At 70.0% G+C, this 23,781-nt stretch carries 22 protein-coding genes; 4 read left to right on the top strand and 18 right to left on the bottom strand.

The genetic code is table 11. From position 1 onward, the window contains the following. The 5 genes from D6682_05490 to D6682_05470 all read right to left on the bottom strand — a co-directional run. Positions 1-1,874: M3 family peptidase (locus tag D6682_05490; protein RMH51201.1), on the bottom strand; the 1,874-nt coding region annotated here is incomplete at its 3' end. Positions 1,875-1,952: 78 nt separating this feature from the next. After that, positions 1,953-3,041 (bottom strand): hypothetical protein, encoded by a 1,089-nt coding sequence (locus D6682_05485; protein ID RMH51200.1) that lies wholly within the window; start codon positions 3,039-3,041, stop codon positions 1,953-1,955. Between the two features lie 208 nt (positions 3,042-3,249). Further along, positions 3,250-3,510, bottom strand: coding sequence for a hypothetical protein (locus tag D6682_05480; protein ID RMH51199.1), 261 nt, complete (start codon positions 3,508-3,510; stop codon positions 3,250-3,252). A 327-nt stretch (positions 3,511-3,837) separates the two neighbouring features. Continuing rightward, positions 3,838-4,593, bottom strand: coding sequence for a hypothetical protein (locus tag D6682_05475; protein RMH51198.1), 756 nt, complete (start codon positions 4,591-4,593; stop codon positions 3,838-3,840). 371 nt (positions 4,594-4,964) lie between these two features. After that, positions 4,965-5,357, bottom strand: coding sequence for a hypothetical protein (locus D6682_05470; GenBank protein ID RMH51197.1), 393 nt, complete (start codon positions 5,355-5,357; stop codon positions 4,965-4,967). A 159-nt stretch (positions 5,358-5,516) separates the two neighbouring features. Between D6682_05470 and D6682_05465 the strand changes: the two genes are divergently transcribed. Together D6682_05465 and D6682_05460 are read left to right on the top strand one after the other, a co-directional pair. Beyond that, a complete protein-coding gene (locus D6682_05465) occupies positions 5,517-6,056 on the top strand; it encodes a cytochrome oxidase (protein ID RMH51196.1) in 540 nt (179 codons plus the stop codon). Then, complete coding sequence (locus tag D6682_05460; protein RMH51195.1) at positions 6,053-6,622, top strand: hypothetical protein; 570 nt, start codon at positions 6,053-6,055, stop codon at positions 6,620-6,622. Before D6682_05465 ends, D6682_05460 begins: the two co-directional genes overlap by 4 nt. On the opposite strand, the gene D6682_05455 is transcribed toward D6682_05460, so the two are convergent. The 13 genes from D6682_05455 to D6682_05395 all read right to left on the bottom strand — a co-directional run bounded on the left by D6682_05455 (position 6,619) and on the right by D6682_05395 (position 22,123). Beyond that, the gene (locus tag D6682_05455; GenBank protein ID RMH51194.1) at positions 6,619-7,407 is read right to left on the bottom strand and encodes a uracil-DNA glycosylase; all 789 of its coding nucleotides are present in this window, start codon (positions 7,405-7,407) and stop codon (positions 6,619-6,621) included. The two genes, D6682_05460 and D6682_05455, sit on opposite strands and share 4 nt — an antisense overlap. Positions 7,408-7,445: 38 nt before the next feature. Beyond that, positions 7,446-8,396 carry a fructose-1,6-bisphosphatase gene (locus D6682_05450; GenBank protein RMH51193.1) on the bottom strand — a complete coding sequence of 317 codons (951 nt, stop codon included), beginning with the start codon at positions 8,394-8,396 and terminating at the stop codon, positions 7,446-7,448. Positions 8,397-8,492: 96 nt separating this feature from the next. After that, entirely contained in the window at positions 8,493-9,581 is a 1,089-nt protein-coding gene (locus D6682_05445) for an anhydro-N-acetylmuramic acid kinase (GenBank protein RMH51192.1), read from the bottom strand. 36 nt (positions 9,582-9,617) lie between these two features. Further along, positions 9,618-10,187 (bottom strand): putative Fe-S cluster assembly protein SufT, encoded by a 570-nt coding sequence (gene sufT, locus D6682_05440; GenBank protein RMH51191.1) that lies wholly within the window; start codon positions 10,185-10,187, stop codon positions 9,618-9,620. A gap of 161 nt (positions 10,188-10,348) precedes the next feature. After that, a complete protein-coding gene (locus D6682_05435) occupies positions 10,349-10,801 on the bottom strand; it encodes an SUF system NifU family Fe-S cluster assembly protein (protein RMH51190.1) in 453 nt (150 codons plus the stop codon). Continuing rightward, positions 10,794-11,921 carry a cysteine desulfurase gene (locus D6682_05430; protein ID RMH51211.1) on the bottom strand — a complete coding sequence of 376 codons (1,128 nt, stop codon included), beginning with the start codon at positions 11,919-11,921 and terminating at the stop codon, positions 10,794-10,796. Before D6682_05430 ends, D6682_05435 begins: the two co-directional genes overlap by 8 nt. A gap of 65 nt (positions 11,922-11,986) precedes the next feature. Continuing rightward, entirely contained in the window at positions 11,987-12,484 is a 498-nt protein-coding gene (locus D6682_05425) for an Rrf2 family transcriptional regulator (GenBank protein RMH51189.1), read from the bottom strand. Positions 12,485-12,720: 236 nt separating this feature from the next. After that, positions 12,721-14,658, bottom strand: a complete 1,938-nt coding sequence (locus D6682_05420) for an ATP-dependent DNA helicase Rep (protein RMH51188.1) — start codon at positions 14,656-14,658, stop codon at positions 12,721-12,723. Further along, on the bottom strand, positions 14,649-15,596 hold the full coding sequence (locus D6682_05415) for an anthranilate phosphoribosyltransferase (protein ID RMH51187.1): 948 nt from the start codon (positions 15,594-15,596) through the stop codon (positions 14,649-14,651). The genes D6682_05420 and D6682_05415 overlap by 10 nt, the downstream gene beginning before the upstream one ends. Then, entirely contained in the window at positions 15,593-18,643 is a 3,051-nt protein-coding gene (locus tag D6682_05410) for a DUF3971 domain-containing protein (GenBank protein RMH51186.1), read from the bottom strand. The genes D6682_05415 and D6682_05410 overlap by 4 nt, the downstream gene beginning before the upstream one ends. A gap of 9 nt (positions 18,644-18,652) precedes the next feature. Next, a complete protein-coding gene (locus D6682_05405) occupies positions 18,653-19,294 on the bottom strand; it encodes an ABC transporter substrate-binding protein (protein ID RMH51185.1) in 642 nt (213 codons plus the stop codon). Between the two features lie 214 nt (positions 19,295-19,508). Continuing rightward, on the bottom strand, positions 19,509-21,401 hold the full coding sequence (gene htpG, locus D6682_05400; protein RMH51184.1) for a molecular chaperone HtpG: 1,893 nt from the start codon (positions 21,399-21,401) through the stop codon (positions 19,509-19,511). After that, positions 21,398-22,123, bottom strand: coding sequence for a hypothetical protein (locus tag D6682_05395; GenBank protein RMH51183.1), 726 nt, complete (start codon positions 22,121-22,123; stop codon positions 21,398-21,400). Before D6682_05395 ends, htpG begins: the two co-directional genes overlap by 4 nt. On the opposite strand from D6682_05395, the gene D6682_05390 reads away from it, so the two are divergent. Together D6682_05390 and D6682_05385 are read left to right on the top strand one after the other, a co-directional pair. After that, positions 22,111-22,755 (top strand): hypothetical protein, encoded by a 645-nt coding sequence (locus D6682_05390; protein RMH51182.1) that lies wholly within the window; start codon positions 22,111-22,113, stop codon positions 22,753-22,755. The genes D6682_05395 and D6682_05390 overlap by 13 nt on opposite strands. After that, on the top strand, positions 22,704-23,702 hold the full coding sequence (locus tag D6682_05385) for an HD domain-containing protein (protein ID RMH51181.1): 999 nt from the start codon (positions 22,704-22,706) through the stop codon (positions 23,700-23,702). Before D6682_05390 ends, D6682_05385 begins: the two co-directional genes overlap by 52 nt. Positions 23,703-23,781: the final 79 nt, after the last annotated feature.

Here is a 23,781-nt window from a genome sequence, read left to right as displayed (position 1 = left end):
TCGAAGGCGTCGAAGGCGTCGGCGGCGAGCAGCTCGGCCCACTTGTAGCTGTAGTAGCCGGCGGCGTAGCCCCCGGCGAAGATGTGGGAGAAGCTGCACTCGAAGCGGTTGAAACGCGGCGGGCGGATCACCGCCACCTCTTCGCGCACCTGCTCGAGCAGCGCGTGGACGCTGTCGGGGCCGTCGGGCAGGAAGCCTGCGTGCAGCCGCAGGTCGAACAGGGCGAACTCGATCTGGCGCAGCGTCTGCAGCCCGCTCTGGAAGTGGCGCGCGGCGAGCAGCCGGGCGCGCAGCTCCTCGGGCAGCGGCCTGCCGTGGTCGATGTGGCCGGAGATCAGCTCCAGCCCCTCGCGCTGCCAGCAGAAGTGCTCCATGAATTGGCTGGGCAGCTCGACGACGTCCCACGGCACGCCGTTGATGCCGGAGACCGGCCGCACATCGACCTCGGTCAGCATGTGGTGCAGGCCGTGGCCGAACTCGTGGAAGAGGGTGACCACCTCCTCGTGGGTCATCAGCGCCGGGCGGTCGCCGACCGGGCGGTCGAAGTTGCACACCAGGTAGGCGATCGGCCGCTGCAGGGTGCCGTCGGGGCGGCGCCAGCGCACCCGGCACTCGTCCATCCATGCGCCGCCGCGCTTGTGCGGCCGGGCGTAGGGGTCGAGCCAGAAGCCGGCGATGGGCGCGCCGCTCTTATCGAAGATGTCGAAAAACTGCACATCCTCGTGCCACTTCGGCGCCTCGCCCTCGCGGATGGTGATGCCGTAGAGCCGCTCGGCGATGGCAAAGAGCCCGGCGAGCACGCGCGGCTGCGGAAACCACGGGCGCAGCTGTTGCGGGTCGATCCGGTAGCGGCTGCGCCGCAGCCGTTCCGATGCGAAGGGGATGTCCCACGCTGCAAGCTTCGGCAGGTCGAGTTCCTCGCGGGCGAAGTGCTGCAGCTCCTCCCACTCCGCTTCGGCCACCGGCCGGGCACGGGCGGCCAGATCGGTGAGGAACTGCTCCACCTCTTCCACCGATTCGGCCATCTTGCGCGCGAGCGAGCAGTCGGCGTAGTGGGCGAATCCGAGCAGCCCGGCCAGTTCGTGGCGCAGCCGCAGGATCTCGTCGATCAGCGGCCGGTTGTCGCAGTCGCCATGGCTCCCCCGGGTGACATAGGCGCGGTAGAGCCGCTCGCGCAGCGCGCGCGTCTCGGCGTATTGCATGAAGGGGAGGTAGGAGGGGAGATCGAGGGTGATCTTCCACCCTTCCTCCCCGTCGTCGCGCGCCCGGGCGGCGGCCGCCTCGCGCAGCGGCTCGGGCAGGCCGCGCAGCTGCTCCTCGTCGTCGATGTGGAGGGCGAAGGCGCGGGTGGCGTCGAGCAGGTGCTTCTCGAAGTCGGTGGCACACTGCGACAGCCGCAGCCGGATCGCGCGCACCCGCTCCCGGGCGTCGTCGTCGAGCGCCACGCCGGCAAGACGGAAGTCACGCACCGCATGTTCCAGCGCCTGGCGCTGCGCCCGGTCGAGCCCCTCGTCGTCGGCCTGCTCCAGCACGCGGGCGACCGCCCGGTAGAGCGGGCGGCTCTGGCCGATCTCCGAGCTCCAGGCGGTGACCCGCTTCACCCCCTCGGCGTAGGCGTCGCGCAGCTCGTCGGAGTCGCACACCGCATTGAGGTGGCCGGCTGGCCCCCAGACACGGCTGAGCGCCTCGTCCATCTCCATCAGCGGCACCATGATTCGCTGCCAGTCGGGGTGCGGCTCCTCCTCGAGCTGCTTCAGCCGGCGGCGCAGCCGGCGCAGCACCTCCTCCAGCGCCGGCAGCAGGTGGGCGGCGGTGATCTCGCCGAAGCGGGGGAGTTCGTCGTCGGCCAGCAGGGGGTTGGTTTCTGTGTTCATCAACGATCAAACCGCAAACGTCCGTCCTTGGACGATTTGCTTCAGAGCGCGAACAATGCCCCTTCGTCGTTGGTTGTGCTACGGCCGGCGGCGCAGCCAGCGCAACGGATCGACCGGCCTGCCGCGGTCGCGAAGCTCGAAGTAGAGCAGCGGCCGCTCCACCCAGCCGGTGGCGCCGGCCCGGGCGATCAGTGTGCCCTGCTCGACCCAGTCTCCGGCCTGGTGGTAGAGGGCGTCGTTGTGGGCGTAGATGGCCACCACGCCGCCGCCGTAGTCGACCACCATGGTCAGGCCGAAACCGCCGAACCAGTCGGCGAACTTGATTTGACCGTCGGCGATGGAGTGGACCTCCCTGGTGCGGCGAGGTGCGATCTCGATGCCGCGCAGCCGGCCGCTGACCGGGTGGCGGCTGCCGTAGCGTCCCACCAGCCGGCCGGCCAGCGGCCAGGGAAGCCGCCCCTTGCTTCGGCGGATGGAGCGGGGCGCGAGCCGGCGCATCGCGGCGGTGAGGGTGGTGTCGGCGCGGGCCAACAGCTCGGTCAGCCGCTGCTCCCGGCGCCGAAGTTGCGCCAGCCGCCGCTCTCCGGCCCGCATCCTGCGCCGGACTTCGCGCAGCAGGCGCCGCTTCTCCGCCCGGCGCGCCCGCAGCGCATCGCGCCGCTGCTCCCGGTCCCGCTTGCGGGCGAGTAGCTCCTTGCGTCGCTCCACCAGCCGCCGCTCGATCGTTGCCAGATCCTCCATGGCCAGCTTGAGGGCGTTCTTCTTCTCCTCGTGGGCGGCGATCAGGAGCTCGATCATATGTTTGCGGTGGGGGATCTCCTCGACCGGGACCCCGGCGAGCAGATCGAGCCAGGAGATGCCGCGGCCGGCATGGATCCAGGCGGCGGCCGCCTCATCGGCGATCTGCCGCTGCAGCTTCTGCACCATCCGCTGCAGGGAGGCACGGCGTGCCTGCAGCTTGCGCACCATCCCGTCCGTCCGACGGTAGGCCTTCTCGGCCTCTTCGAGCTCCCGCCGGGCGGCGAGCAGTTGGCGGTCTAGCCTCTCGGTCTGGGCGGCCAGCCGCCGGTCGTCGCGCTGCAGTTCGCGTCGAGCGGCGCGCAGCCGCTGCTGGATTGCGCGGTTGTGTCGGAGCTCCACCTCGTACCCATCCGCGGCAAGGGCCACCGGTTCCTGCCACCAGATGGCGACTGGGAGCAGGAGGAGCAACAGCAGAGGCAGGCCGCCACGGTGCGGCGGGGGGGCGGCGTGATCCGCGCCGTCGTCGATGGGAAACGGTCGCGTCAGTTGGGATTGGATCGCAAGACGTCCGTCCTTGGACGTGTGCTCCAGACACTCGCCCCGACGGCCGCACCGATGGTGTTGCAGGAACGCATCAGTCGTACCCCTTGCTCTTGTGCCACATGTGGAAGAAGAGGGCGAGCACGAGAGAGAAGAGGCCGCCCAGCAGCCCCAGCCCGCCCAGCACCGCCAACCCCATCAACCACGGGGGCAGGGGGGCGTCGTGGGGCAGGTGGCGCAGGGCGGGCAGGGCATAGATCAGGAGCAGCAGGCCTGCGACCATGGCATAGCCGCTGCGTCGCATCTGCCGCTTCCAGATCACCGAGGCACGCGGGCGATGGTGTGGCTCTGCCATGATTGAATCGCATCGCAAAAAGCCCGTCCGTGGGCTCTTGCTCGATGAGGATCGACGAGCGCGGTCTTCGATCCTCTTACAAATCCGTCGGTTACGGCTGCAACCTCCGGATTTGCGCGGCCATCCTGGCTGCGGCTGCCGGCTTCTTGCGATGCCGGCAACCATGATCGAATCGCAAAAAGCCCGTCCGTGGATTTTTTTGCTCGTCCGGGTCGAGGTGGGGAAGGGGGTGGATGCAGGCCGGAAAAAAACGGGGGCAGATCGCTCTGCCCCCGTCTCGTGATGCGGCCACCGCGCTCCGCCCCGGGACGGGGGCGGTCGCAGGCACTACTTGCGCTTCGGCTCCCGCGGGTTGCCCTCGCTCGTCGGCTTGGCGAGGGTGAGGAAGGCGGCCAGGTTGGCGATGTCGTCGTCGGTCAGTTGGGCGGCCACCTTGCGCATCATCCCCCTCGGGTCGTTGTAGCGGGCCGAGTCCTCACGCGATCCCTTTCCCCCTTCGCGGAAGGCCTCCAGCTCATGCTTGAGGTAGGTGTAGCGCTGTCCGCCGATGGCGGGGAAGATGCGACCGGCGCTGCGCCCGTTGAAGGAGTGGCAGCTCTTGCAGGCCGGAATGCCGCGGGAGACGTCGCCGAAGTTGACCAACATGTCCCCCTTGTAGGGCTCGCCCACCTTGACGTCGTTGGCGCGCAGCGCGTCCAGATTCGACCCCATGAAGGGGTTCTTGAGCGAGTGGACGTAGGCGGCCACGTCACGCCGATCCTGCCGGGTCAGCCCCTTGGCGATGTCGTTCATCTGGAACATGGTGTTGTCGGTCCGCCGGTCGGAGGCGAAATCCTCCAGCTGCTTCAGGATGTAGGTGTCGACCTGGTAGGCGAGGCGCGGCGTCCCCATGTCGTCGCTCCCCAGGCCGTCCACACCGTGGCAGCTGGCGCAGGCCGGAACGTCGTCCCCCTTGCCGTTCTGGTAGATGACCCGGCCGTGATCGATGTTGCCGATCGCCTTCTCGCCGGCCTGCGCCCCCGTCGGCACGGCCGCGAGCGCGGCCACCGCGATCGCGCCGGCGATTCCAAACAAACCCTTCATTGTCTTCCCTCCAGTTGCTGTTGAAAATCTCATCACACTTCCACCTCGCCCCGTGTCGCGCCGCTTACTCGACGGGCTCGTTCTTCTTGCAAGCGGCGCGAAAGTTGATGAAGGCGATGGTTGCCAGCGTGCCGAAGATCAGCACGTAGAGCTTGAGAACATCCCCGGTCTGGAACATGACCGACGACTCGATGAATTCGCCCATAGCTTACTAACCTCCCTGATTACCTCGATAATATCGTTGTTCGGTACCCGTGAACCCCCCCTGCGAGAGTCCACCGCCGGCGGTATCCTGTACAGGGGGAAGGTGGTTTGCAACCCCGATGGTTTGCATCGGCGCGGTCGGGTGGATCCATCATCGGGGGCACGCCTCAGGTGGGGGTGGGCACGATCAGCATCGCGCCGCTGACGAAGGCGGCCAGCCGCACCAGGAGGATGCCGATCGCCTGACGGGCGTGGGGCTGGCGTTGCCCCGCGTCGCCGCGCAGGATCGCCCGGCCGAGGGCGGCCTGCAGCGCGTAGAGGATGAGCAACATCAGCACCAGCCCCCAGTGGGCCCAGACCCCGAAGGAGAGGATGTCCCCCTCGTCGATCAGCCTACGCCCCCAGTCGTGGGTCCGGTAGAGCCAGAGCGGGAAGAGCAGCAGATCGAAGAGCATCACCGCCGCCATGATCGGGACGTGCCAGCGTGGCCGATGGCGCAGGCGCCATCCCACCCCCATGAGCGCGAAGCTGAGCAGGACGAGGAGGATGGAGGCGGCCATGTTCCGGCACGCTACCCGACGGTCGCCGGCGGTGCAAAGGAGGGCGGTGCAAGAGAGGCTGCGGAGGCAGCAGCAGCGCTTCCCGTGCCTTCGGGGCGCCGCCGCCATCCCCGCCTCGGTCGTTGCGCGGCGGGAGGGGGCTCCCTAGCGTTTCTCACCATGTCCGATTCCAGTCACCCCGCCGGTTCCTACCGCTATCTGGTCAAGTTCCTCATCATGTCGGTGCTCTCCTTCTTCATCGGGACGGTGCACGGCCTGCTGCAGGTGATCCCGCCGGTACGCGCCTGGCTCGACTCCATCGGCAGTCCCTACGGCGGGCCGGGCCACATGATCGACCCTCTGGCCCACGCCCACATCAACCTGGTCGGCGGCGTCACCATCCTCGGCATGGCGGTGACCTACTACATGTTGCCGAAGATCACCGGCAAGCCGATCCACTCCCACCGGATGGCCGAGCACTCCTTCTGGTGGACGGCGATCGGGGTGGGCGCCTTCTACATCGCCCTGATGCTCTTCGGGGCGGTGGAGGGGGAGTTGTGGCTCCATGATCCGGAGGCGGTGCCGGCGGTCCACCGCTTCTATGGGCCGGTGATCTCGGTCGCCGCCTCGGTGCTGGCCGTCGGATTCTGGATCTACCTGGCCAACGTGCTGCTCACGCTGAAGGACATCTACCGCGGCGATCCCGGCGGGCGGGCGTGAGCCGCGCGGAGGAGGATGGCGGCGGGCGTCTGCCGTGCGGCTGCCCGCCGGCCTGGCCGGAGTGGGACGGACGGGATGTCGATCTCGGCGGGATGCTGGTGCAGCAGACCTCATTTCCCTGTCTGCTGCACATGCCGGTCGGGTACGAGGCGCGCCTCTTCCACCAGCATGAGACCCTCCGTCGGCTGGAGCTGCACGAGCGCTGGCCCGGCTTCGTCCTGAGCCGCACCGGCCTCTTCCGCGGCCAGATCCTCTGCCCGCTGATCGAGGAGCGCTCGCCGCTCCACGGGGTCTACAACCTCCCTGCCCCCTTCCATCTCCGCTGCAGGGTGGTGAAGGGCGACGTCGGACGGATCAAGCCGGAGGTGCAGGCGATGCAGTCGGCGCTGATCGCCGAGGCGAAGATGCCGGGGGCGCTCTATCTCGCCTACCTCACCTGCCCCCGCTGTCAGGAGCGCCGCGGCGGCATGCGGATCATGGTGCTGCGCCACTGGCGGCGGAGCAGGAAGCTGGCCGGGCGGCTGCGCCGGCGGCGGGGCGGGAGGGAGACGGGCGCCTCCGGCTAGCGGCGCGCCGTACCCCGCTCCGCCTCCAGCCGCGCGCGCAGCTGCAGCAGATCGCTCCATCCGTCGGCCTTGCGCGCCGGGGTGCGCAGCAGGAATGCCGGATGGTAGGTGACCAGCGTCGGGATCCCCTCGATCCGGTGCCAGCGGTGGCGCAACACCGAGAGCGGGCGCTGCTCTCCCAGCATGGCGCAGGCGGCGACCCGGCCGAGCAGCAGAATCACGCGCGGCGCCACCAGCCGGATCTGCGCCTCGATGAAGGGGCGGCAGGCGGCGATCTCCTCCGGCCGGGGGTCGCGGTTGTTCGGCGGGCGGCACTTGACCACGTTGATCACCTGCACCGCCTCGCGCGTCAGGTCGATCGCCTCCAGCATCCGGTTGAGCAGCCGACCGGCCCGGCCGACGAAGGGCTCGCCCTGGAGATCCTCGTCCCGGCCCGGCGCCTCGCCGATCAGCAGCAGTTCGGCATCGGGGTCGCCGCTGCCGAAGACGGTCTGCGTGCGCCGCTCGGCCAGCGCGCAGCTCCGGCAGGATGCGACCCGCCGCTCCAGCTCCCGCCACTGCGGCGAGGGCTCCCCCTTGCCTGCTCCGGCCGGCGCCTCCCGCGCTGCCGCCTCATTCCGGTCGTGGAGCTGCTCGGGGGGAGGAGTGGGGCGCTTTGGGTCTTCCCGCGCAGCGGCTGCGGCGCTCCGGGCGGCGACGACGGCCGCGGCGGTGGTCGCCTCGCAGCCGATGGCCTCCAGATAGAAACGCAACGGCTGGTCACCGCACTCCCGCTCCGCCGCCATCCGCGGCGTCTTCCGTTCGGAGCCGGCTGCGGGGTCGGTCAGTCGCGCAGCAGCGCGTCCACCGCCGCCTGCGCGCCGAGGAAGACCGGTACCCGCTGGTGGAGCGCCTCCGGCTCGATCTCCAGGATCGGCCTGCCGGGGCCGCTCATCGCCCGGCCGCCGGCCTGCTCGACCAGGAAGGCCATCGGGATCGCCTCGTAGAGCAGGCGCAGCTTGCCGTTGCGGTTGCGCTCGTCGGCCGGGTAGAGGAAGACGCCTCCCTTGAGCAGCGTGCGGTGGATGTCGGCCACCATGGATCCGACGTAGCGCATCCCCAGCCCGGTCTCCCGCTTCATCCGGGCGAGCCGCTCTCCCATCCGGTCGAGCCACTTCTCCGCGTTGCTCTCGTTGACCGAGTAGTAGCCCCCTCCAGACGGGATGCGGATGTCGGGGTGGCTGAGCTCGAAGCGGCCGTCGTTGGGGTGCCAGGTGAAGCCATCCACGCCCGCTCCAACCGAACAGACCAGCATCGTCGCCGGCCCGTAGAGGACGTAGCCGGCGGCGGCCACCTCCCGTCCGGGGCGGAGGGCGTCGCCCTCCTGCGGGGGGCCTGCGTGGCCGGACCGGCGCACCACCGAGAAGATGGTGCCCACCGGGCCGTCGATGTCGAGGTTGGAGGAGCCGTCGAGCGGGTCGACCAGCACGATCCAGTCGGCATCGGCGTACTCCCCGATCACCTCCAGCGACGCCCGCTCCTCGGAGCCCACCGCGCAGACGTGGCCGGTGGCGCGCATCTCGTCGAGGAAGATCTCGTCGGAGAGGACGTCGATTTTCTGCTGTGCCTCACCCTGGACGTTCTCGCCGCCGGCGGCTCCCAGCGCATCGCGGAAGACCGCCCCGCGCAGCAGGTAGGAAATCTCCACCGCCGCGCGCCCGACCCCCTGGATGATCGGCATCATCGCCGCCCCGTGGCTCCCCTTGCCGGCGAGGGTGTTCAGGCTGATCGGCATCCCGGACCTCCTTTCCCGTCGTGCTGTTCCCGACTTCTTGCGCTCCCGCCGCCGGTTGTCAAGGCGGAAGCGACCGCCGCTCCACGCCGGTGCCGGTCAGGCCGGGGTGATCATCCCCCCGACCACCGAGCGGCGGGCGCCGGTGACACCGGCGATGCAGTTGGCGCGGCCGGCCAGCGTCTGGCGGGCGAGGATGGCGAAGCTGACCGCTTCCACAGCCTGCGCCGGGATGCCCAGCCTGTCGCTCTCCACCACCTCGGCCGGGGCCAGCCGGTCGGCCAGCCGCGCCATCAGGTGGCGGTTGCGACTGCCGCCGCCGCAGACGATCCAGCGGGCGGGTGGTGGATCGAGCCATACACATGCGCGGGCGATGCTCTCCACGGTCAGCCCGGCCGCCGTGGCCAGCCGGTCGGCATCGCTCAGCCCCGGCCAGGCGAGCAGCCGGTGGCAGAAGTCGTCGCCGAAGGCCTCGCGCCCGGTCGATTTGGGCGGCGGCCGCCGGAAGAAGGGGTGGTCGAGCAGCCGGTCGAGCAGCGGCGCGCAGACCGTACCCTGCGCGGCCAGAGCCCCGTCGGCGTCGAAGCTGTAGCGGCCGTCGGAGAGGGTGACCATCAGCCGGTCGAGCACCATGTTGCCCGGGCCGGTGTCGAAGCCGGAGATCTCGCCGTTGGGGGCGAGCAGGGTGATGTTGGCGATGCCGCCGAGATTGAGCACGGCGCGGCATTCGCCCGGCCGGTGGAACAGCGTGCGGTGGGCGAAGGGAACCAGCGGCGCCCCCTCGCCGCCGGCGGCGATGTCTCGCTGGCGGAAGTGGGAGACGGTGGTGATGCCGGTGGTCTCGGCGATGGTCGCCGGGCAGCCGATCTGCAGCGTGAAGGGGAGGGGGCGGTGGCGCGGGCGGTGGCGGATGGTCTGGCCGTGGCTGCCGATGGCCCGCAGCCGCTTCGCGGGGATGCCGGCCGCATCGAGGGCGGCGAGGACGGCGCGTCCGATCTCCCGGCCGAGCATCCGGTCGAGGGGCCCCATGCGGTCGATCTCGTCGATACCGGGGGCGGCCAGCTCGATGATCGCCGCGCGCAGTTCATGCTCGATCGGCCGCTGGTGGAAATGGCGCAGCAGGGGCGGGGCGCCGTCGGCGAAGGCGACCAGCGCCACGTCGATGGCGTCGGCCGAGGTGCCGCTCATCACCCCGGCGAGCAGCTCGGGTTCGGCGGCGATGGGCTAGAACATCCCCAACTGCAGCCGGGCGGCGTCGCTCATCATCGAGCGATCCCACGGCGGGTCGAAGACCAGCTCGACACGGGCGTCGTGCACGCCGGGCAGGGCCAGGATGCGGCTGCGCACATCCTCGACGATGAAGGGGCCCATGCCGCAGCCCGGCGCGGTCAGGGTCATGGTCACCTCGACCTCGGTGCGCCCTTCGTCGTCCTCCACCACCAGGATGTCGTAGACCAGCCCGAGATCGACGATGTTGACCGGGATCTCCGGGTCGTAGCAGCCCTTGAGCGTCTCGCGCACCAGCGCCTCGTTGACCACGCAGCTCTGGTTCTCCGTCGCCTCTTCCCTCTGCTCCTCCGCCTCCTCGAGGCCCAGCGCCGCCACCGCCTTGCCGGCCACCCGCGCCAGGTTGCCGTTGACCTCGACGGTGCAGGTGCCCCCCATCCGCTGGGTGATGCGCATCCGCGTCCCCTTGGGGATCACCACCGGCGTGCCGAGCGGGATCAGCACCGCGTCGATGTTCTCCCGGGCTTCCACCCACTGCTCCCGCTGCCTGCTGGTCGTCGTGGTCATCTATGATGGAATCGCAAAAAGTCCGTCCGTGGACTTTTTGCGTGACGGGGATCGAAGAGCGCGGTCTTCGATCCCCTTACAAATCCATCGGTTGCATGCGCAACCGACCGATTTGCGCGACCCTCCATGGTCGCGATGATGGTTTCTTGCGAAACCATCATCTATTCCGTCCGCGCGCTCGATCGGCCGTCGATCGCCGCCCTGGCGGTATGCCAGCAGAGGGTGGCGCACTTGATGCGGCTGGGGAAGGCGCGCACGCCGGCCAACGCGGCCAGCTTCCCCAGCCGCTGCGCATCCGGGGCCTCCTCCATCGGGGCGGTGGCCATCCGGTGGAAGGCGTCGAACAGGCTGGCGAACTCCTCGATCGAGCAGCCGACGATCGCCTCGGTCATCAATGAGGCCGAGGCGGTGGAGATGGCGCACCCCTCCCCCTTGAAGCGCGCCTGCTCGATGATCCCCCGGTCGTCGATATCGAGGTAGAGGTGGATGCGATCGCCGCAGAGCGGGTTGTAGCCCTCGGCGTCGTGGCTGCAGGGATGCAGCTCGCCGAAGTTGCGCGGGCTCTTGTTGTGGTCGACGATCACCTGCTGGTAGAGCGATTGCAGATCAAACACCGCTGCCCCCCCAGGCTCCGCCGCGCATGCGCTGCAGTCGCTCCCGCACCGCAACCAGCGCCTCCACCAGGGCGTCGGCGTCCGCATCGTCGTGTTCGGGGCCGAAGCTGACCCGGATGGCCGAGCGCGCCGCCTCCGGCTTGAGCCCCATGGCCATCAGCACATGCGACGGCCGACGGGCGCCCGAGGAGCAGGCCGATCCGGAGGCGACGGCGAAGCCGGCCAGATCGAGCTGCATCAGCACCGTCTCCCCCTCCATGCCCGGAACGGTGAACAGCGAGGTGTTGGGCAGGCGCGGGGCGTCGGCGCCGATGATGGTGCAGTCGGGCAGCGCCTGGATGAGCTGCTGTTCGAACCGGTCGCGTACGGCCGCCACCGCCGGGAAGTCGAGCACCCCGAGGCTGGCGGCGAAGGCGCAGATGCCGGGGACGTTCTCCGTGCCCGATCGCCGTTTGCGCTCCTGCCCTCCGCCGGGGGCCAGCTCCTCCACCGTGCGGCCGCGGCGGATGATCAGGCCGCCCACCCCCTTGGGGCCGCCGATCTTGTGGGCGGAGAAGGTGAGGAAGTCGGCTTCGGCGGCCAGATCCCGCAGGATCTGTGCATCGACCTTGCCGAGCAGCTGCACGGCGTCGACATGGACCGCGATATCGCGCGCCCGGCAGGCCCGGGCCACCTCCAGCGCCGGCTGGAGGACGCCGCTCTCGTTGTTGGCCGCCATGATGCTGACCAGCCGCGTCGATCCGTCGATGGCCGCGATCATCTCTTCGGCGTCGATCGCACCGTCGGGCCGCGGCCGGATCCGGACCAGGCGCCAGGGGGTGTCGCCCACCGGCGCGAAGCGCTCCAGCGGACGCAGCACCGAGGGGTGCTCGATCATGGTGGAGACAATGGTGCCGGGCGCCTGCCGGTGGAGCCACCCCTGGATGGCCAGGCTGTTGGCCTCGGTGCCGCCGGAGGTGAAGACCACCGAGCCGGCCTCGACGCCGAAATGGTCGGCGACGACATCCCGGGCGTCGTCGAGCGCCCGCCGCGCCGCCCGTCCGGCCCAGTGCAGGCTCGAGGGGTTGCCGCCGCACTGTGTCGCCACCTCGCCGTAGCGGGCGATCGCCTGCGGCAGCATCGGGCAGGTGGCGTTGTAGTCGAAGTAGCGCTGTCGCAAGGGAGACGACCGGCCGCCGTCGTCGGTCAATCGACCTGCGGCAGGTTGATGGTTCCGTCGAGCACGTCCTGCAGCGTCACCTTGTGCAGCGCCTTGCGGAAGAGGGTGTCGACCGCGCTCCACAGCCTGTGGCAGTTGCACGGGCCCTCCAGCCGGCAGTGGGTGATGCCGTCGTCCTTGCACCCCTTGGTGGTCAACTGCTCGTCGACGGCGAGCAGCACGTCGGAGACGGTGATCCTGTCGGCCGCGCGGCTCAGCCTGTAGCCGCCGCGGGCGCCGAGCACCGATGTGACCAGCCCCGCCTCGCGCAACTGACGGAAGATCTGCTCGAGGTAGGAGGTGGAGATCGCCTGGTTTCTGGCGATGGAACTCAGGCTGCGCGGATGGTTGTCCGGGTCGACGGCCAGCTCGAGGATGGCGGAGACGGCATACCGACCGCGATTGTTCAGGCGCATGGCGGAGACTCCTTCGGGCGGGGTGTGGCGGTCGCGGGCGACCGTATCAGCCGCATTCTGAAACTCCATGCTGAAAGGTCAAGATTGATCGAATCGCAACAAGCCCGTCCATGGGCTTTTTGCTCGACGGGGATCGAAGAGCGCGGTCTTCGATCCCCTTACAAATCCGTCGGTTGCATGCGCAACCTCCGGATTTGCGCGGCCGTCCTGGCCGCGGTTGCCGGCTTCTTGCGAAGCCGTCAAGATTGATCGAATCGCAACAAGCCCGTCCATGGGCTTTTTGCTCGACGGGGATCGAAGATCGATCAGGCAAGCCCCAGGCGGCGGCGGATCTCGGCCATGTGGGCCTCCGCCTCGGCCACCGCCTCCTCCGAATCGGGATCGCGGTCGACGAAGCAGAGTGCCTCATGGTCGATCTCCTGCAGGAAGCGCGACGGCCGCCGTGCCTCTCCGCGTCGGGAAGTGCTGCGGTGCGCAGCCCAGCTCAGGGTGAGCCGGTGGCGGGCACGGGTGATCGCCACGTAGAGCAGCCGCCGCTCCTCCTCGATCCTCCCCTCGGCGACGGCGTTCTTGTGCGGGAAGCTCCCCTCCTCCATGCCGGCGATGTAGACATGGTCGAACTCCAGCCCCTTGGCGGCGTGGACGGTCATCAACCGCACCGCCCCCTCCTCCGCCTCGTCGCGATCGCCGAAGAGCATCATCCGCTGCATGAAGGAGACGAGGTTTCCTTTCCGTTCGGCGTGTTCGATCCACCAGTCGCGCAACTGGGCGATGTTGCCCTCCTTGCGGCGCCATGCCTCCTCGTCGTCGGTCGCCTCCCGGATCGCACCGATCAGGTCGCTCTCCTTGAGCAGCAGGTCGAAGGCCTCTCCGGCGTCGCCGCGGCGGAAGCGGTGCTCAAGATCGCCGATCAGCAGGGCGAAGCCGCGCAGCGCATCGGAGACGCGCCCCTCCAGCAGGCCGTCGCGCGCCGCCTTCAGCAGGGAGGTGTCGAGCCGGTGGGCGAGATCCCCCAGACGGGAGAGGCTGGTCGCACCGATACCGCGACGCGGGTGGGTGGCGGCATGGAGGAAGGCGAGATCGTCGTCGGGGTTGGCGATCAGCCGCATCCAGGCGAGCAGGTCACGGATCTCGGCGTGGTCGAAGAAGGAGCGGCCGCCGCTGACCCGGTAGGGGATGGCGCGGCCGCGCAGCGCCGCCTCGATCGCCCGCGACTGATGGGCCGCCCGATAGAGGATGCAGAAGCGCTCCCACGCCACCCGGTCGATGGTGTGTCGCCGGGCGATGTCGGCGGCGATCCGCTCGGCCTCGTCCTCGGAGGTGTCGCACTCCCAGACCCGAGGCGGTCTGCCGCGCCCCAGGGTGTTGCGCAGCTTCTTGCCCAGCCGCTCGCGGTTGTGGGCGATGAGGCTGTTGGCGGCGTGGAGGATGGCGGCGGTGGAGCGGTAGTTCTCCTCCAGCCGCACCACGGTGAGGGTGGGATAGTCCCGTTCCAGCTGGAAGAGGTTGCGCACCTCGGCCCCCCGCCAGCCGTAGATCGCCTGGTCGTCGTCGCCGACCACGGTCAGATCGGCCTCGCCCGGGGCCAGCGCGCGCACCAGTTCGTACTGCAGCCGGCTGCTGTCCTGGTATTCGTCCACCAGCAGGTGGCTGGCGCGCATGCGCCAGAGCTCGGCCACCTCGTCGTGCTGCTGCAGCAGTTGCAGCGGCAGCAGGATCAGATCGTCGAAATCGACCGCGTTCATCCGGATGAGCAAGGCGTCGTAACGCCGGCGCAGGTCGACCAGCGCCGGATCGGCCCGCGGGGCGATGCCTCCCTTCAGCTGCGACAGCCTGGGCAGCACCCGATCGAGCTGTGTCCGGTCGTCGGGCAGCCCCATCTCCTGCAGCACGCTGCGCACCGCCGTGCGCTGCTCGGAGCGGCCGAAGACCGACAGCCCCGCCCGCCGCCCCACCAGCCCGGCGTGTTGGCGGACGATGGCCAGCCCCAGCGCGTGGAAGGTCTGGATGCGCAGCCTGCCGGCGGTGGCCCCCAGCCGGGCGCGCAGCCGCTGGCGCATCTCGTCGGCCGCCTTGTTGGTGAAGGTGACGGCGGTGATCCGGTCGTGCGCCACCCCTCGCTCGACCAACGCCGCCACCCGCTCGGTGATCACCCGCGTCTTGCCCGATCCGGCGCCGGCGAGCACCAACAACGGCCCGCCACGATGGTACACCGCCCGGTACTGCGCCTCGTTCAGCCCCATCCGCCCACTCCTGCGGCGAGGGCGAAGGCGCGGGCCATCCGCGCGAGCACCGCCGCTTCGCGGGCGTCGGGGGCGGCCCCATCATGGAGTTGCTGCAGCCGGTGGCGCAACGCATCGGGGGTGGCAGCCGCACGGGGGTAGGGGGGACAGCCGGCATCGGGGCAGGGCAGCGGCTGCTCGGGCTGCTCCCCCCGCAGCCAGAGGAGCAGCTTCTGCCGGTCGGCATAGAGTTCCGGCTCCCCCTCCGCCCCCATGAAGAGCAGCGCCCGCGGCTGGCCGAGCAGCCGGTTGGCCGCGGCCATGCGCGCGCCGTAGGGGGCGTGGAAGAAGCCGTTGAGTTGGCCGCCGCAGCCGAGCGGATTGAGCAGCCGGGCGACGGTGTTGGCGAAGCTGCGCACCCCCAGCCGGGGACGCAGCCCGAGCAGCCGGGCGAGCGGCGGGCAGAAGCGGTCGAGGGAGAGGAGCGCGATCCCGCGGGTGCGCAGCATGGCATCCGCCTCGGCCAGCGAGCCGGCCGGGTCGATCCCCAGCGCGCGCAGTGCGGCGACCGCGCTCAACCGGCCGGCGATCGCCTCCGGGGCGTGGATCACCACCGGGATGCCGTCGGATCGGGCAGCCCGCAGCGCGGCGAGCAGGTGCAGCGGTGGGGCGCGCCGCTTGCCGGCGTAGCAGGGCAGGTCGACCGCCTCGGGATGGCGGACGGTGCCGCAGCCCTCAATCGTCGCACGGGCGGCGTCGACGAATCCGGCCAGCTCTTCCGCCGTCTCCCCCTTCATCCGCTGGGCGATGAGGAAGGCGCCGAGCTGCAGTGGATCGGCCTCCGGCGCGAAGAGGGCGCGCAGGGCGTCCGCCGCCTCCGCGCGGGTCAGGTCGCGGCTGCCGTGGCGGCCGCGGCCGATGCGCCCGATCAGCGCGGCCAGCCTCTCCGGGTCGCTCACCGCGTGGCCTGTTTGCCGAACCAGAGCGTCGGCAGGTTGAGCAGGGTGTCGATCACCCCGGCGGAGCGCAGGCCGGCCTCCTTCGGCGTCGCCGGGTCGATGCGGGCGTCGTTGAGCGGCCCGTGCAGGTGGTAGACCTTACGGAAGAGGCTGTGTGCCGGCCCGCCGAGGATGTCGCGCACCAGTGGGATGCTGTTGATGATGGTGTCGAGGTTCTGCAGGGGGCGGGCCACCAGATAGACGTCGGCATGGTCGCGGCCGATGTCGAGGCTGCCGGTGCCGGCGACGTCCATCGCCGAGGCGCGCATGGCGATACGGTGGATGCGGATGGTGCCCCGATCCATGTTCCCCTCCAGCTGCAGGTGGCGGAAGAGCATCCCCTTGCCGGTGAGATCGTCGCGCCCGCCGAGGATGAAGCCGGGCAGATCGAAGAGGCTGGTCGCGGCCAGCAGCCGGGTCAGCGTACCGCTGTCGAGGATGCGGCCGTCGTCGACGCGCATGCGCAGCCGCCCCTCGAGCGAGCGCCACCACGGCTGGTGGCGCACCAGCCGGCCGCGGCCGTTGAAGAGGGCGTGGACGGTGCCGCCGGCGAAGAGGCGGGAGAGGCCGAGCTGCTCCATCAGGTCGCCGAAGGGTCCGTCGAGCGCGGCAATGCCCGACCAGCCCCAGCGCCCCTCGCCGAGGCGGCGCAGCAGGGCGGAGACCATCAGCCGCTGGCCGGCGACCGATGCGTGGAGCTCGCGGATGTCGATGTGGTCCGGCGCCAGGCGGAAGCGGGCGCGCAGCGATTGCACCTGCGCATCCTCGATGTCGAGCCGGCCGATGGCCACCCGGTTGTCGCCGTCGGCCTCCCGGCGGAAGTCGATGGCGCGCGCCCGCAGGTTGTCGCCCCAACCGAAGCGGTCGATGGTGCCGTGGGCGAGCCATCTCCGCCGCTGCGCACGGTGGCGCCAGTTGTCGACCAGCGGCCGCAGCGCATCGCGTTCGAGCCGCCGCACGGTGAAGCGCAGCCGTGCCGGCTTGCGCCGGCCATCCGGCAGGAGGAGGTGGAAGGCGCCGTCGAGGGCCCTGGTGTGCAGCCGGGGGAGGTCGATGACCAACGCCCCATCCCGGTGGGCGATGTGCGCCCGTTCGAGGCGCAGCGCCGGGCCGCGGCTGCTGATGCCACGCACGCTCCAGCGGCCACGGGCGTCGGGGCTGAAACGGATCTCGCCCAGGCGGATGGAGAGCGGCTCCCCCGGCCTCTTGCGCGCGCCGAGCAGGTTGCTCCAGCCGGCCTCACCGGCGTCGAGCAGCCCGTGCCATGTGCCGTCGAAGCGCAGCGTAAGCTGCAGCTCGCCGCGCGGCTGCTGCACGAAGGGGGCGGCGATCGATCGGCGGTCGGTGAGGTCGATGCGTGAGCGGGCGAGGAAGTCGGTCAGCGCCCATCCGTCCTGCCGCTTCTCGAGGGTGGCGCGGCACTCCCCCCCCACCGAACCGATGTGGAAGGTCATCCCGTGCATGGTCAGGCTCCCCGGCCGCCACAGCAGGTAGCCGTCCTCCATCCGTGCCTCGATCCCGGCGAAGACCAGCTGCCAGCGGTCGTGGGGGCGCAGCTCCACCCGGGCGTTGCTCGGTTCGGGGGCGTTGACCCGCCAGCGCATGTCGAAGGTGGCGTCGGTGGCGGCGTTGCGCCACTGCACCCGCTCTTCGACCCCCTGCCAGTGGAGGAGCCGTTCCAGGTCGGTGGTGCCGCTGCCGTGGATGGCCAGCTCGAGGCGATCCCACGGGATCACCACCGTGCCGCTGATCCTCCCCAGCCGGTGGGGGAGGGTGGCATGCTCCACGTTCGCCCAGAGGCGGCTCTGATCGAGGTGGAGCGTGCCGCGGGTTCCGGTCAGCCGCGCGCCGCCCAGACCGAGGGCGATGTCGCTCTCCTCGATCCGGGCATCGACCCGGTAGCGCATCCCCTCCCATTGCGGTGGACGGCGCAGCGGATTCGGCCATGGAAGGGTGATCGAGGCGGTGGCGTCACGCGCCGTGCCCTCCTGCATGGCACCGAGCCAGCGGCGCCAGCGCTCCCCCCCCAGCGGCGTGAGCCAGCTCCAGACCAGCGGCATCTCCAGATGTTCCGCTCGGGCCTGCAGGGTGGCCAACCCCGCCTGCCACTCCCCCCCGGCGCGGATCTCCTGTCGGCCGAGGCGCCAGTGCAGCCGCTCCAGCCGCAGCGACCGCAGCCCCCCCTTCCGGTCGACGACGGCGTACAGCCTCCCTTCGATGTGGTCGGTCGGGTAGCGGCCTTCGCCCGGTCGCAGCACGATCGGCCCGCCGACGCCCGCGCTCTCCCCCTCGATCCGCCAGCGGCGCTCCCCCTCCATCCGCACGGTGATGCGGCCGCGGCTGTCCCCCTCGACCCACGGCGTACGCCACGCCGCGGGCAGCCACTCCAAGGTGCGCCAGACCACCTCCGCCTGCCGCGGCAGCAGGTCGTCGCGCAACACGCCGCGGACGGTAAGCGCCTTCGTCTCCAGCGCGAACGGCCCGCCGCCTACGTCGGCGCGGAAGTGGTCGATGAGGAAATCGTGCTGCAGCCCAGGCGCGGCCCATCGCAGGGTGAGCCGGTCGAAGCGGTAGGGGATCGGCGGCAAGGCGAGCAGCGGGCTCTCCAGGAAGGCGGGGGTGATGCGCATCGTCCCCCCCGTGAAGCGCAGCAGCTCGGGGGTGATGTCGCCGCGCAGCAGATCGAACAGGGAGAGGCGGATGTCGATCGCCGCGTGGTCGAAGCGCAGCGAACGGTCCTGGGTGGCCATGCGGAAATCGTCGGAGTGGAGCCAGAGGCGCCCGCGCCAGTGCCAGGAGAGGCGGCCGAGCCGCACCAGCCCCAGCCCCGTCTCTCCGGCCACCAGCGCCTCGATCTGCGGCTGGAGCGATTCGGCGTCGGGCGCGAGGTAGAGGAAGGCGCCGACCGGCAAGAGCAGGGCGACGAACAGCACGGCCAGCGTGATGCGCCAGCAGCAGAGGAGGAGGTGTTTCACGGCGGCGGTCTGTCGGCGGTGCCGCTGGGCCACCGCGACGGATCAGTCGCGGCTCTTGGCCTTGAGGGTTGCGACCTTCTCCTGCAGCGCCGCATAGAGGCCATCGATGCCGCGACGCTCGATCATGGAGCGGAAATCCCGACGGAAGGTGTTGATCAGGCTCACCCCCTCGATCTTGACGTCGTAGATCCTCCACCCCCCCCCACGCCGGCGCAGTCGGTACTCCACCGGAGTGATTTTGTCGCCGTCGATCACCCGCGACTTGACCCGCGCCCGCTTGTGCCGGAACTCGGCATCGTCGTACTCGATCTTCTGGCCGTGGTAGCTGCTCAGGCGGTTGCCGTAGGTGTACTCCATCAGTTGGGTGAAGAGCACGGTGAACTCCTGCCGCCGCCTCGGATCGAGCCCCTTCCAGGCGCGGCCGATGGAGCGGCGGGTCATCTCGGCGAAATCGAAGCGCTCCTTGAGGATGGCGCGGATCGCCGCCCGCTCCGGCTCGCGCAGCTTCGTCTTGTCGCTGCGCTGATCGAGAATCTCGATCACCGACTGCACCGTCTGCTGCACCACCGCCTTGGGGCCGGGTTCGTCGGCGTGGATCGGGGGGCAGGAGAGGGTGATCAGGGCCAGCGTCGCCAAGGCCAGGGAACGGCGCCATCGCGTGGCGCGGAGGGACGGTTCGAACATCGGCAAGCCTCCTTGGGCGGGCGTGGTCGGCGGCACGGCGGGGGACGACGTCCGCCTCAGCGGCGGGAAAACTAGCGCCGCCCCCTACTGCCGCCAGTGCGCGGATCGCCCGCTTGCGTGCAGCGATTCCCCCTGGTATTGCCGCGTCGGGTCGAACGCGGGGGGCGTGCGGCGCGGTCGTCGGCCGGCGGGCGGTTCCGGGAGCGTCCTCCTCCTACCTGGCCAGCATCTCGTTGACGCGGCGGACGAAGCCGGCCGGGTCCTCCGGCAGCGCCCCTTCGGCGAGGATCGCCTGATCCATCAGGATCCGCGCCCAACTCTCGATGTCGCACTGATCGAGCTGGAGGTTGAGCCGGACGATCAGCGGATGGTCGGGGTTGATCTCCAGGATCGGTTTCACCTCCGGCGTCTTCTGCCCGGCCCGCTTGAGGATCCGCTCCAGGTTGGCGCTGATGTCGAACTGATCGGAGATCAGGCAGGCGGGGGATTCGGTCAGCCGGTTGCTGATGCGCACATCCTTGACCCGGTCGCCGAGCGCCTGCTTGATCCGGTCGCGCAGGGCGCGGGTACGCGCCTCCTTCTCCTTCTGCTCCGCCGCCGTCTCTCCGCCGGCGATCTTCGACAGGTCGAGCTCCCCCTTGGCGATCGACTTCAGCTGCTTGCCGTCGAACTCGGTCAGGTGCTGCACCAGCCACTCGTCGATGCGGTCGTGCAGCAGCAGCACCTCGATCCCCTTCTTGCGGAAGATCTCCAGATGCGGGCTGTGTCTGGCCGCATCGAGCGTCTCGGCGGTGATGAAGTAGATCTCCTCCTGCCCCTCCTTCATGCGGCCGATGTAGTCGGCCAGCGAGACCCTCTCCTCATCGCTTTCGGTGGTGGAGAAGCGCAGCAGGGCGGCGATACGCTCCCGATTGGCGAAATCCTCGACCACCCCCTCCTTGAGACAGGTGCCGAACTCCCCCCAGAACCTGGCGTAGCGCTCCGGATCCTTCTCGGCCAGCGTCTCCAGATGGCCCAGCATGCGCCGGGTCGCGCCGCTCTTGATCGCCTCCATCGCCGGGTTCTGCTGCAGGATCTCGCGCGAGACGTTGAGCGGCAGGTCGGAGGAGTCGATCACCCCGCTGACGAAGCGCAGCCAGCGTGGCAGCAGCTCTTCGCCCGCCTCCATGATGAAGACGCGCTGGACGTAGAGCTTGACGCGGCTCTTCGCCTCGGCGTGCCACAGATCGAAGGGGGCGTGTTCGGGGATGTAGAAGAGCAGGGTGTACTCGTACTTCCCCTCCAGATGCTGATGCAACCAAGTGAGCGGTTCGTCGAAGCCGTGGCTGACATGCTTGTAGAAGTTGCGGTACTCCTCGTCGGAGAGCTCCGATTTGGGTCGCGTCCAGAGCGCCGATGCCTGGTTGACCGTCTCCCACTCCCCCTTCTTGCGCTTCTTCTCGTCGCTGTGTGGCATGCGGATGGGGAAGGGGATGTGGTCGGCATACTTGTGGACGATCGACCGCAGGCGGTAGTCGTCGAGGAACTCGGCGGCGTCGTCACGCAGGTGGAGCACCACCTCGGTGCCGCGGGCGGGGCAATCCACCCGCTCCAAGGTGTAGTCGCCGTCGCCGCGCGACTGCCAGCGCACTCCGTGCTCGTGCCCCATGCCGGCCCGGCGGGTGGTCAGGGTCACCTCGTCAGCGACGAGAAAGGCGGAGTAGAAGCCGACGCCGAACTGGCCGATCAGTTGGCTGTCGGCGCGGGCGTCGCCGGAGAGCCGTTCACAGAAGGCGCGGGTGCCGGAGCGGGCGATGGTGCCGATGTTGTCGATCACCTCCTCGCGGTCCATGCCGATGCCGTTGTCGCGCACGGTGATGGTCTTGGCCTCCTTGTCGACGGAGATCTCCAGATGGAGGTCGGCGTCGCCCTCGTAGAGCGAATCGTCGGTGGCCGCCTCGAAACGCAGCTTGTCGGCGGCGTCGGAGCCGTTGGAGATCAGCTCGCGCAGGAAGATCTCGCGGTTGGAGTAGAGCGAGTGGATCATCAGATCGAGCAGGCGGCGCACCTCGGTCTGGAACTGGAAGGTCTCCTTTGCGCCGGTCCTGGTCTCTGTCGCTTCGGTCATCGTGTGGGATTTACCTCCGCTTGGTATGGTGGACGGCCGGGTATGTAGGGACGCGGCCGGACCGTTGCAACCGGTGGGGCCGGCGGGCGGCAGAGCCGGTCGGTCAGGGCGGGGCAGTCGTCGGCCTCCGGCGGCAGCAGCTCCGCCGGCACCCAGGGGAACCAGCTATCGGCCGCCTGCAGGCACTCCTTCCCGAAGGAGAGGGCGTCCTGGTCGATGCAGTTGACCACCAGCCAGGGGCGGCGGTCGAGGGCGTCGAGCAGGCTCAGATGGGTCAACATCTGGCTCAGGCAGCCCAGGCGGGCGGGAACCACCAGGACGACGAGCGCCTTCGGCAGAGAGAGGATCCAGTCGAGCTGGGTGAAGCCCTCGGCCAACGGCACCATCAGCCCACCCACCCCTTCGATCAGGGTGACACCGGGCCGCGCCGTCTTCCGGCGGCACCAGTCGAGCAGCTCCCCGCGCGCCACCGGCCCGGCGAAGAGCGGCGCCCGCGGGGCCCGGGTGGTGTGGAAGTTGATCTCCTCCGCCTCGGGTTGCAGGGCGCGAAGCCGCGCCACGTCGGGGTTGACCCCTTCCCCGTTCACGCCGCAGGCCACCGGCTTGAGCGCCGCGGCGGCCACGCCGCGCCTGCGCAGCGCCCGGTAGAGCAGCCCGGCGAGGAAGCTCTTGCCGGCGTCGGTGTCGACGGCGGTGATGAAGCAGGTGGATGAGGGTTCCATCCTGCCACGCTAGCGGAGAGGGAGCACCGGGTAAAGGGGGATCGCGCCGGGGATCGCGCCATGGTAACTCCGTGAAAATGAGTCGGCTTTACGTTTGCATCTTATGGCGCCGCCGCTATGGTGCCGACCGCCGCCGGCCCGGCTTCGGTGGCGATCGATCTACTCGGGGTGGGGATATGAACAGGAAGCGGAATCCTCTGCTCCATGCGGAGCTGGAGCTCTCCTGCATGGAGGATCTCATCGCCTTCCGCCGCCAGGTACGGATGCTGGCCCAGCAGGTGGGGATGAACCTGGCCGATCAGGCGCGGGTGGTGATGTGCGCCACCGAGCTGGCGGAGAACGTGCTCAAACACGCCGGCGGCGGCCACTGCCGCGCCGAGCTGTGCGAGGTCGACGGGCGCGACGGCGTCCGGATCTGCTGCAGCGACGACGGGCCGGGGATCGGAGAGATGGACTGGGTGCTGCACGACCGTCCCGACCAGCGGTGCGATCTGCTCGGCGGGGGGCTGGTCGGCGTGCGTCGGGTGGCGGACCACTTCTCGGTGGAGAGCGGCGAGGCGGGGACGCGGGTGGAGATCACATGCCTCGACGGCAGCGGTGTGCCGGTCGTCGCGGTGGGGGCGCGGCGATGAGCAGGCGGATGCGCCGTTCGGCGCTCTGGCCGATCGTGGTGCGCGAACACGGCACGGAGCTTCCCCACGCCCGTCTGCTGGAGGAGATGGCCTCCCGCTACGGCGCGCAGTTGCGCGCCCATCTCGACTCCCCGGGCGAGGCGTCGCTGCTCGCCGCCTACGAGATGGGCAAGGAGATGGTGCGCAGCCGCCTCTCGCCGGAGGAGGCGATGATGTTCCACATGCGGGCGCTGCGCATGGTGGAAGATGCCGATGCTATGGAGTCCGACCGCTTCCTGATGGAGGTGATGGCCGCCTTCGGCGCCGCCTTCCGCGCACTGCACGCCCGGGTGGAGGCCGATGAGACGCTGCGGCGCAACTATAGGAAGCTCAAGCATGCCCTGGGCGACACGCTGGAGGCGATCAACTCCCTGCAGGAGAGCAAGGATGTGCTCGCCGTCGCCCATCAGCGGCGGGTGGCGCAACTGGCCGTGGCCATCGCCGAGCGGCTGGGGCTGGACGAGGATCGGCTCGAGGGGCTGCGGGTGGCCGCCTCGCTGCACGACGTCGGCATGATGCGGGTGCCGCCGGAGACGCTGGCCCGGCCGGGCAAGCTGGCGCCGGAGGAGATCGACCTGGTGCGGGCCCATCCGCAGGTGAGCTACGACATGCTCAAGGATATCGACTCGCCCTGGCCGATCGCCGAGATCGCCCGCCAGCACCACGAGCGGCTCGACGGGAAGGGGTATCCCCTGGGGCTTGCGGGTGAGGAGATCCTGCTCGAGTCGCGCATCATCTCGGTGGCCGACACGGTGGAGGCGATGATCTCGCAGCGCCCCTACCGGGCGGCGCTGGACATCGCCACCGCGCTGGAGGAGATCCGCAAGGGGAGCGGCAGCCGCTTCGATCCGCGGGTGGTGGAGATCTGCGACCGGCTCTTCACCCGGGAGCGGTTCACCTTCCACTGAGTCGTTACGGGCTTGCAGGCGGTGGCGAGGCGCAATCGTAGCAGGGGCCTCCGTTCCCCGAACGATGCCGGCGGTGGTT

The sequence above is a fragment of the Zetaproteobacteria bacterium genome (genome assembly GCA_003696765.1).
In the GTDB taxonomy this organism is placed as follows: Bacteria; Pseudomonadota; Zetaproteobacteria; order Mariprofundales; family J009; genus RFFX01.
This window is presented reverse-complemented; position numbering and strand designations above follow the sequence as displayed.

Excerpts from the sequence above, each read along its gene's own strand:
- D6682_05480 (RMH51199.1), bottom strand. The coding sequence starts at position 3,510 with ATGGCAGAGCCACACCATCGCCCGCGTGCCTCGGTGATCTGGAAGCGG.
- D6682_05475 (RMH51198.1), bottom strand. The coding sequence starts at position 4,593 with ATGAAGGGTTTGTTTGGAATCGCCGGCGCGATCGCGGTGGCCGCGCTC.
- D6682_05470 (RMH51197.1), bottom strand. The coding sequence starts at position 5,357 with ATGGCCGCCTCCATCCTCCTCGTCCTGCTCAGCTTCGCGCTCATGGGG.
- D6682_05465 (RMH51196.1), top strand. The coding sequence starts at position 5,517 with ATGTCCGATTCCAGTCACCCCGCCGGTTCCTACCGCTATCTGGTCAAG.
- D6682_05455 (RMH51194.1), bottom strand. The coding sequence starts at position 7,407 with ATGGCGGCGGAGCGGGAGTGCGGTGACCAGCCGTTGCGTTTCTATCTG.
- D6682_05450 (RMH51193.1), bottom strand. The coding sequence starts at position 8,396 with ATGCCGATCAGCCTGAACACCCTCGCCGGCAAGGGGAGCCACGGGGCG.
- D6682_05445 (RMH51192.1), bottom strand. The coding sequence starts at position 9,581 with ATGAGCGGCACCTCGGCCGACGCCATCGACGTGGCGCTGGTCGCCTTC.
- sufT (RMH51191.1), bottom strand. The coding sequence starts at position 10,187 with ATGACCACGACGACCAGCAGGCAGCGGGAGCAGTGGGTGGAAGCCCGG.
- D6682_05430 (RMH51211.1), bottom strand. The coding sequence starts at position 11,921 with ATGCTGCCGCAGGCGATCGCCCGCTACGGCGAGGTGGCGACACAGTGC.
- D6682_05425 (RMH51189.1), bottom strand. The coding sequence starts at position 12,484 with ATGGAGTTTCAGAATGCGGCTGATACGGTCGCCCGCGACCGCCACACC.
- D6682_05420 (RMH51188.1), bottom strand. The coding sequence starts at position 14,658 with ATGGGGCTGAACGAGGCGCAGTACCGGGCGGTGTACCATCGTGGCGGG.
- D6682_05405 (RMH51185.1), bottom strand. The coding sequence starts at position 19,294 with ATGTTCGAACCGTCCCTCCGCGCCACGCGATGGCGCCGTTCCCTGGCC.
- htpG (RMH51184.1), bottom strand. The coding sequence starts at position 21,401 with ATGACCGAAGCGACAGAGACCAGGACCGGCGCAAAGGAGACCTTCCAG.
- D6682_05390 (RMH51182.1), top strand. The coding sequence starts at position 22,111 with ATGAGGGTTCCATCCTGCCACGCTAGCGGAGAGGGAGCACCGGGTAAA.
- D6682_05395 (RMH51183.1), bottom strand. The coding sequence starts at position 22,123 with ATGGAACCCTCATCCACCTGCTTCATCACCGCCGTCGACACCGACGCC.
- D6682_05385 (RMH51181.1), top strand. The coding sequence starts at position 22,704 with ATGCCTCGACGGCAGCGGTGTGCCGGTCGTCGCGGTGGGGGCGCGGCG.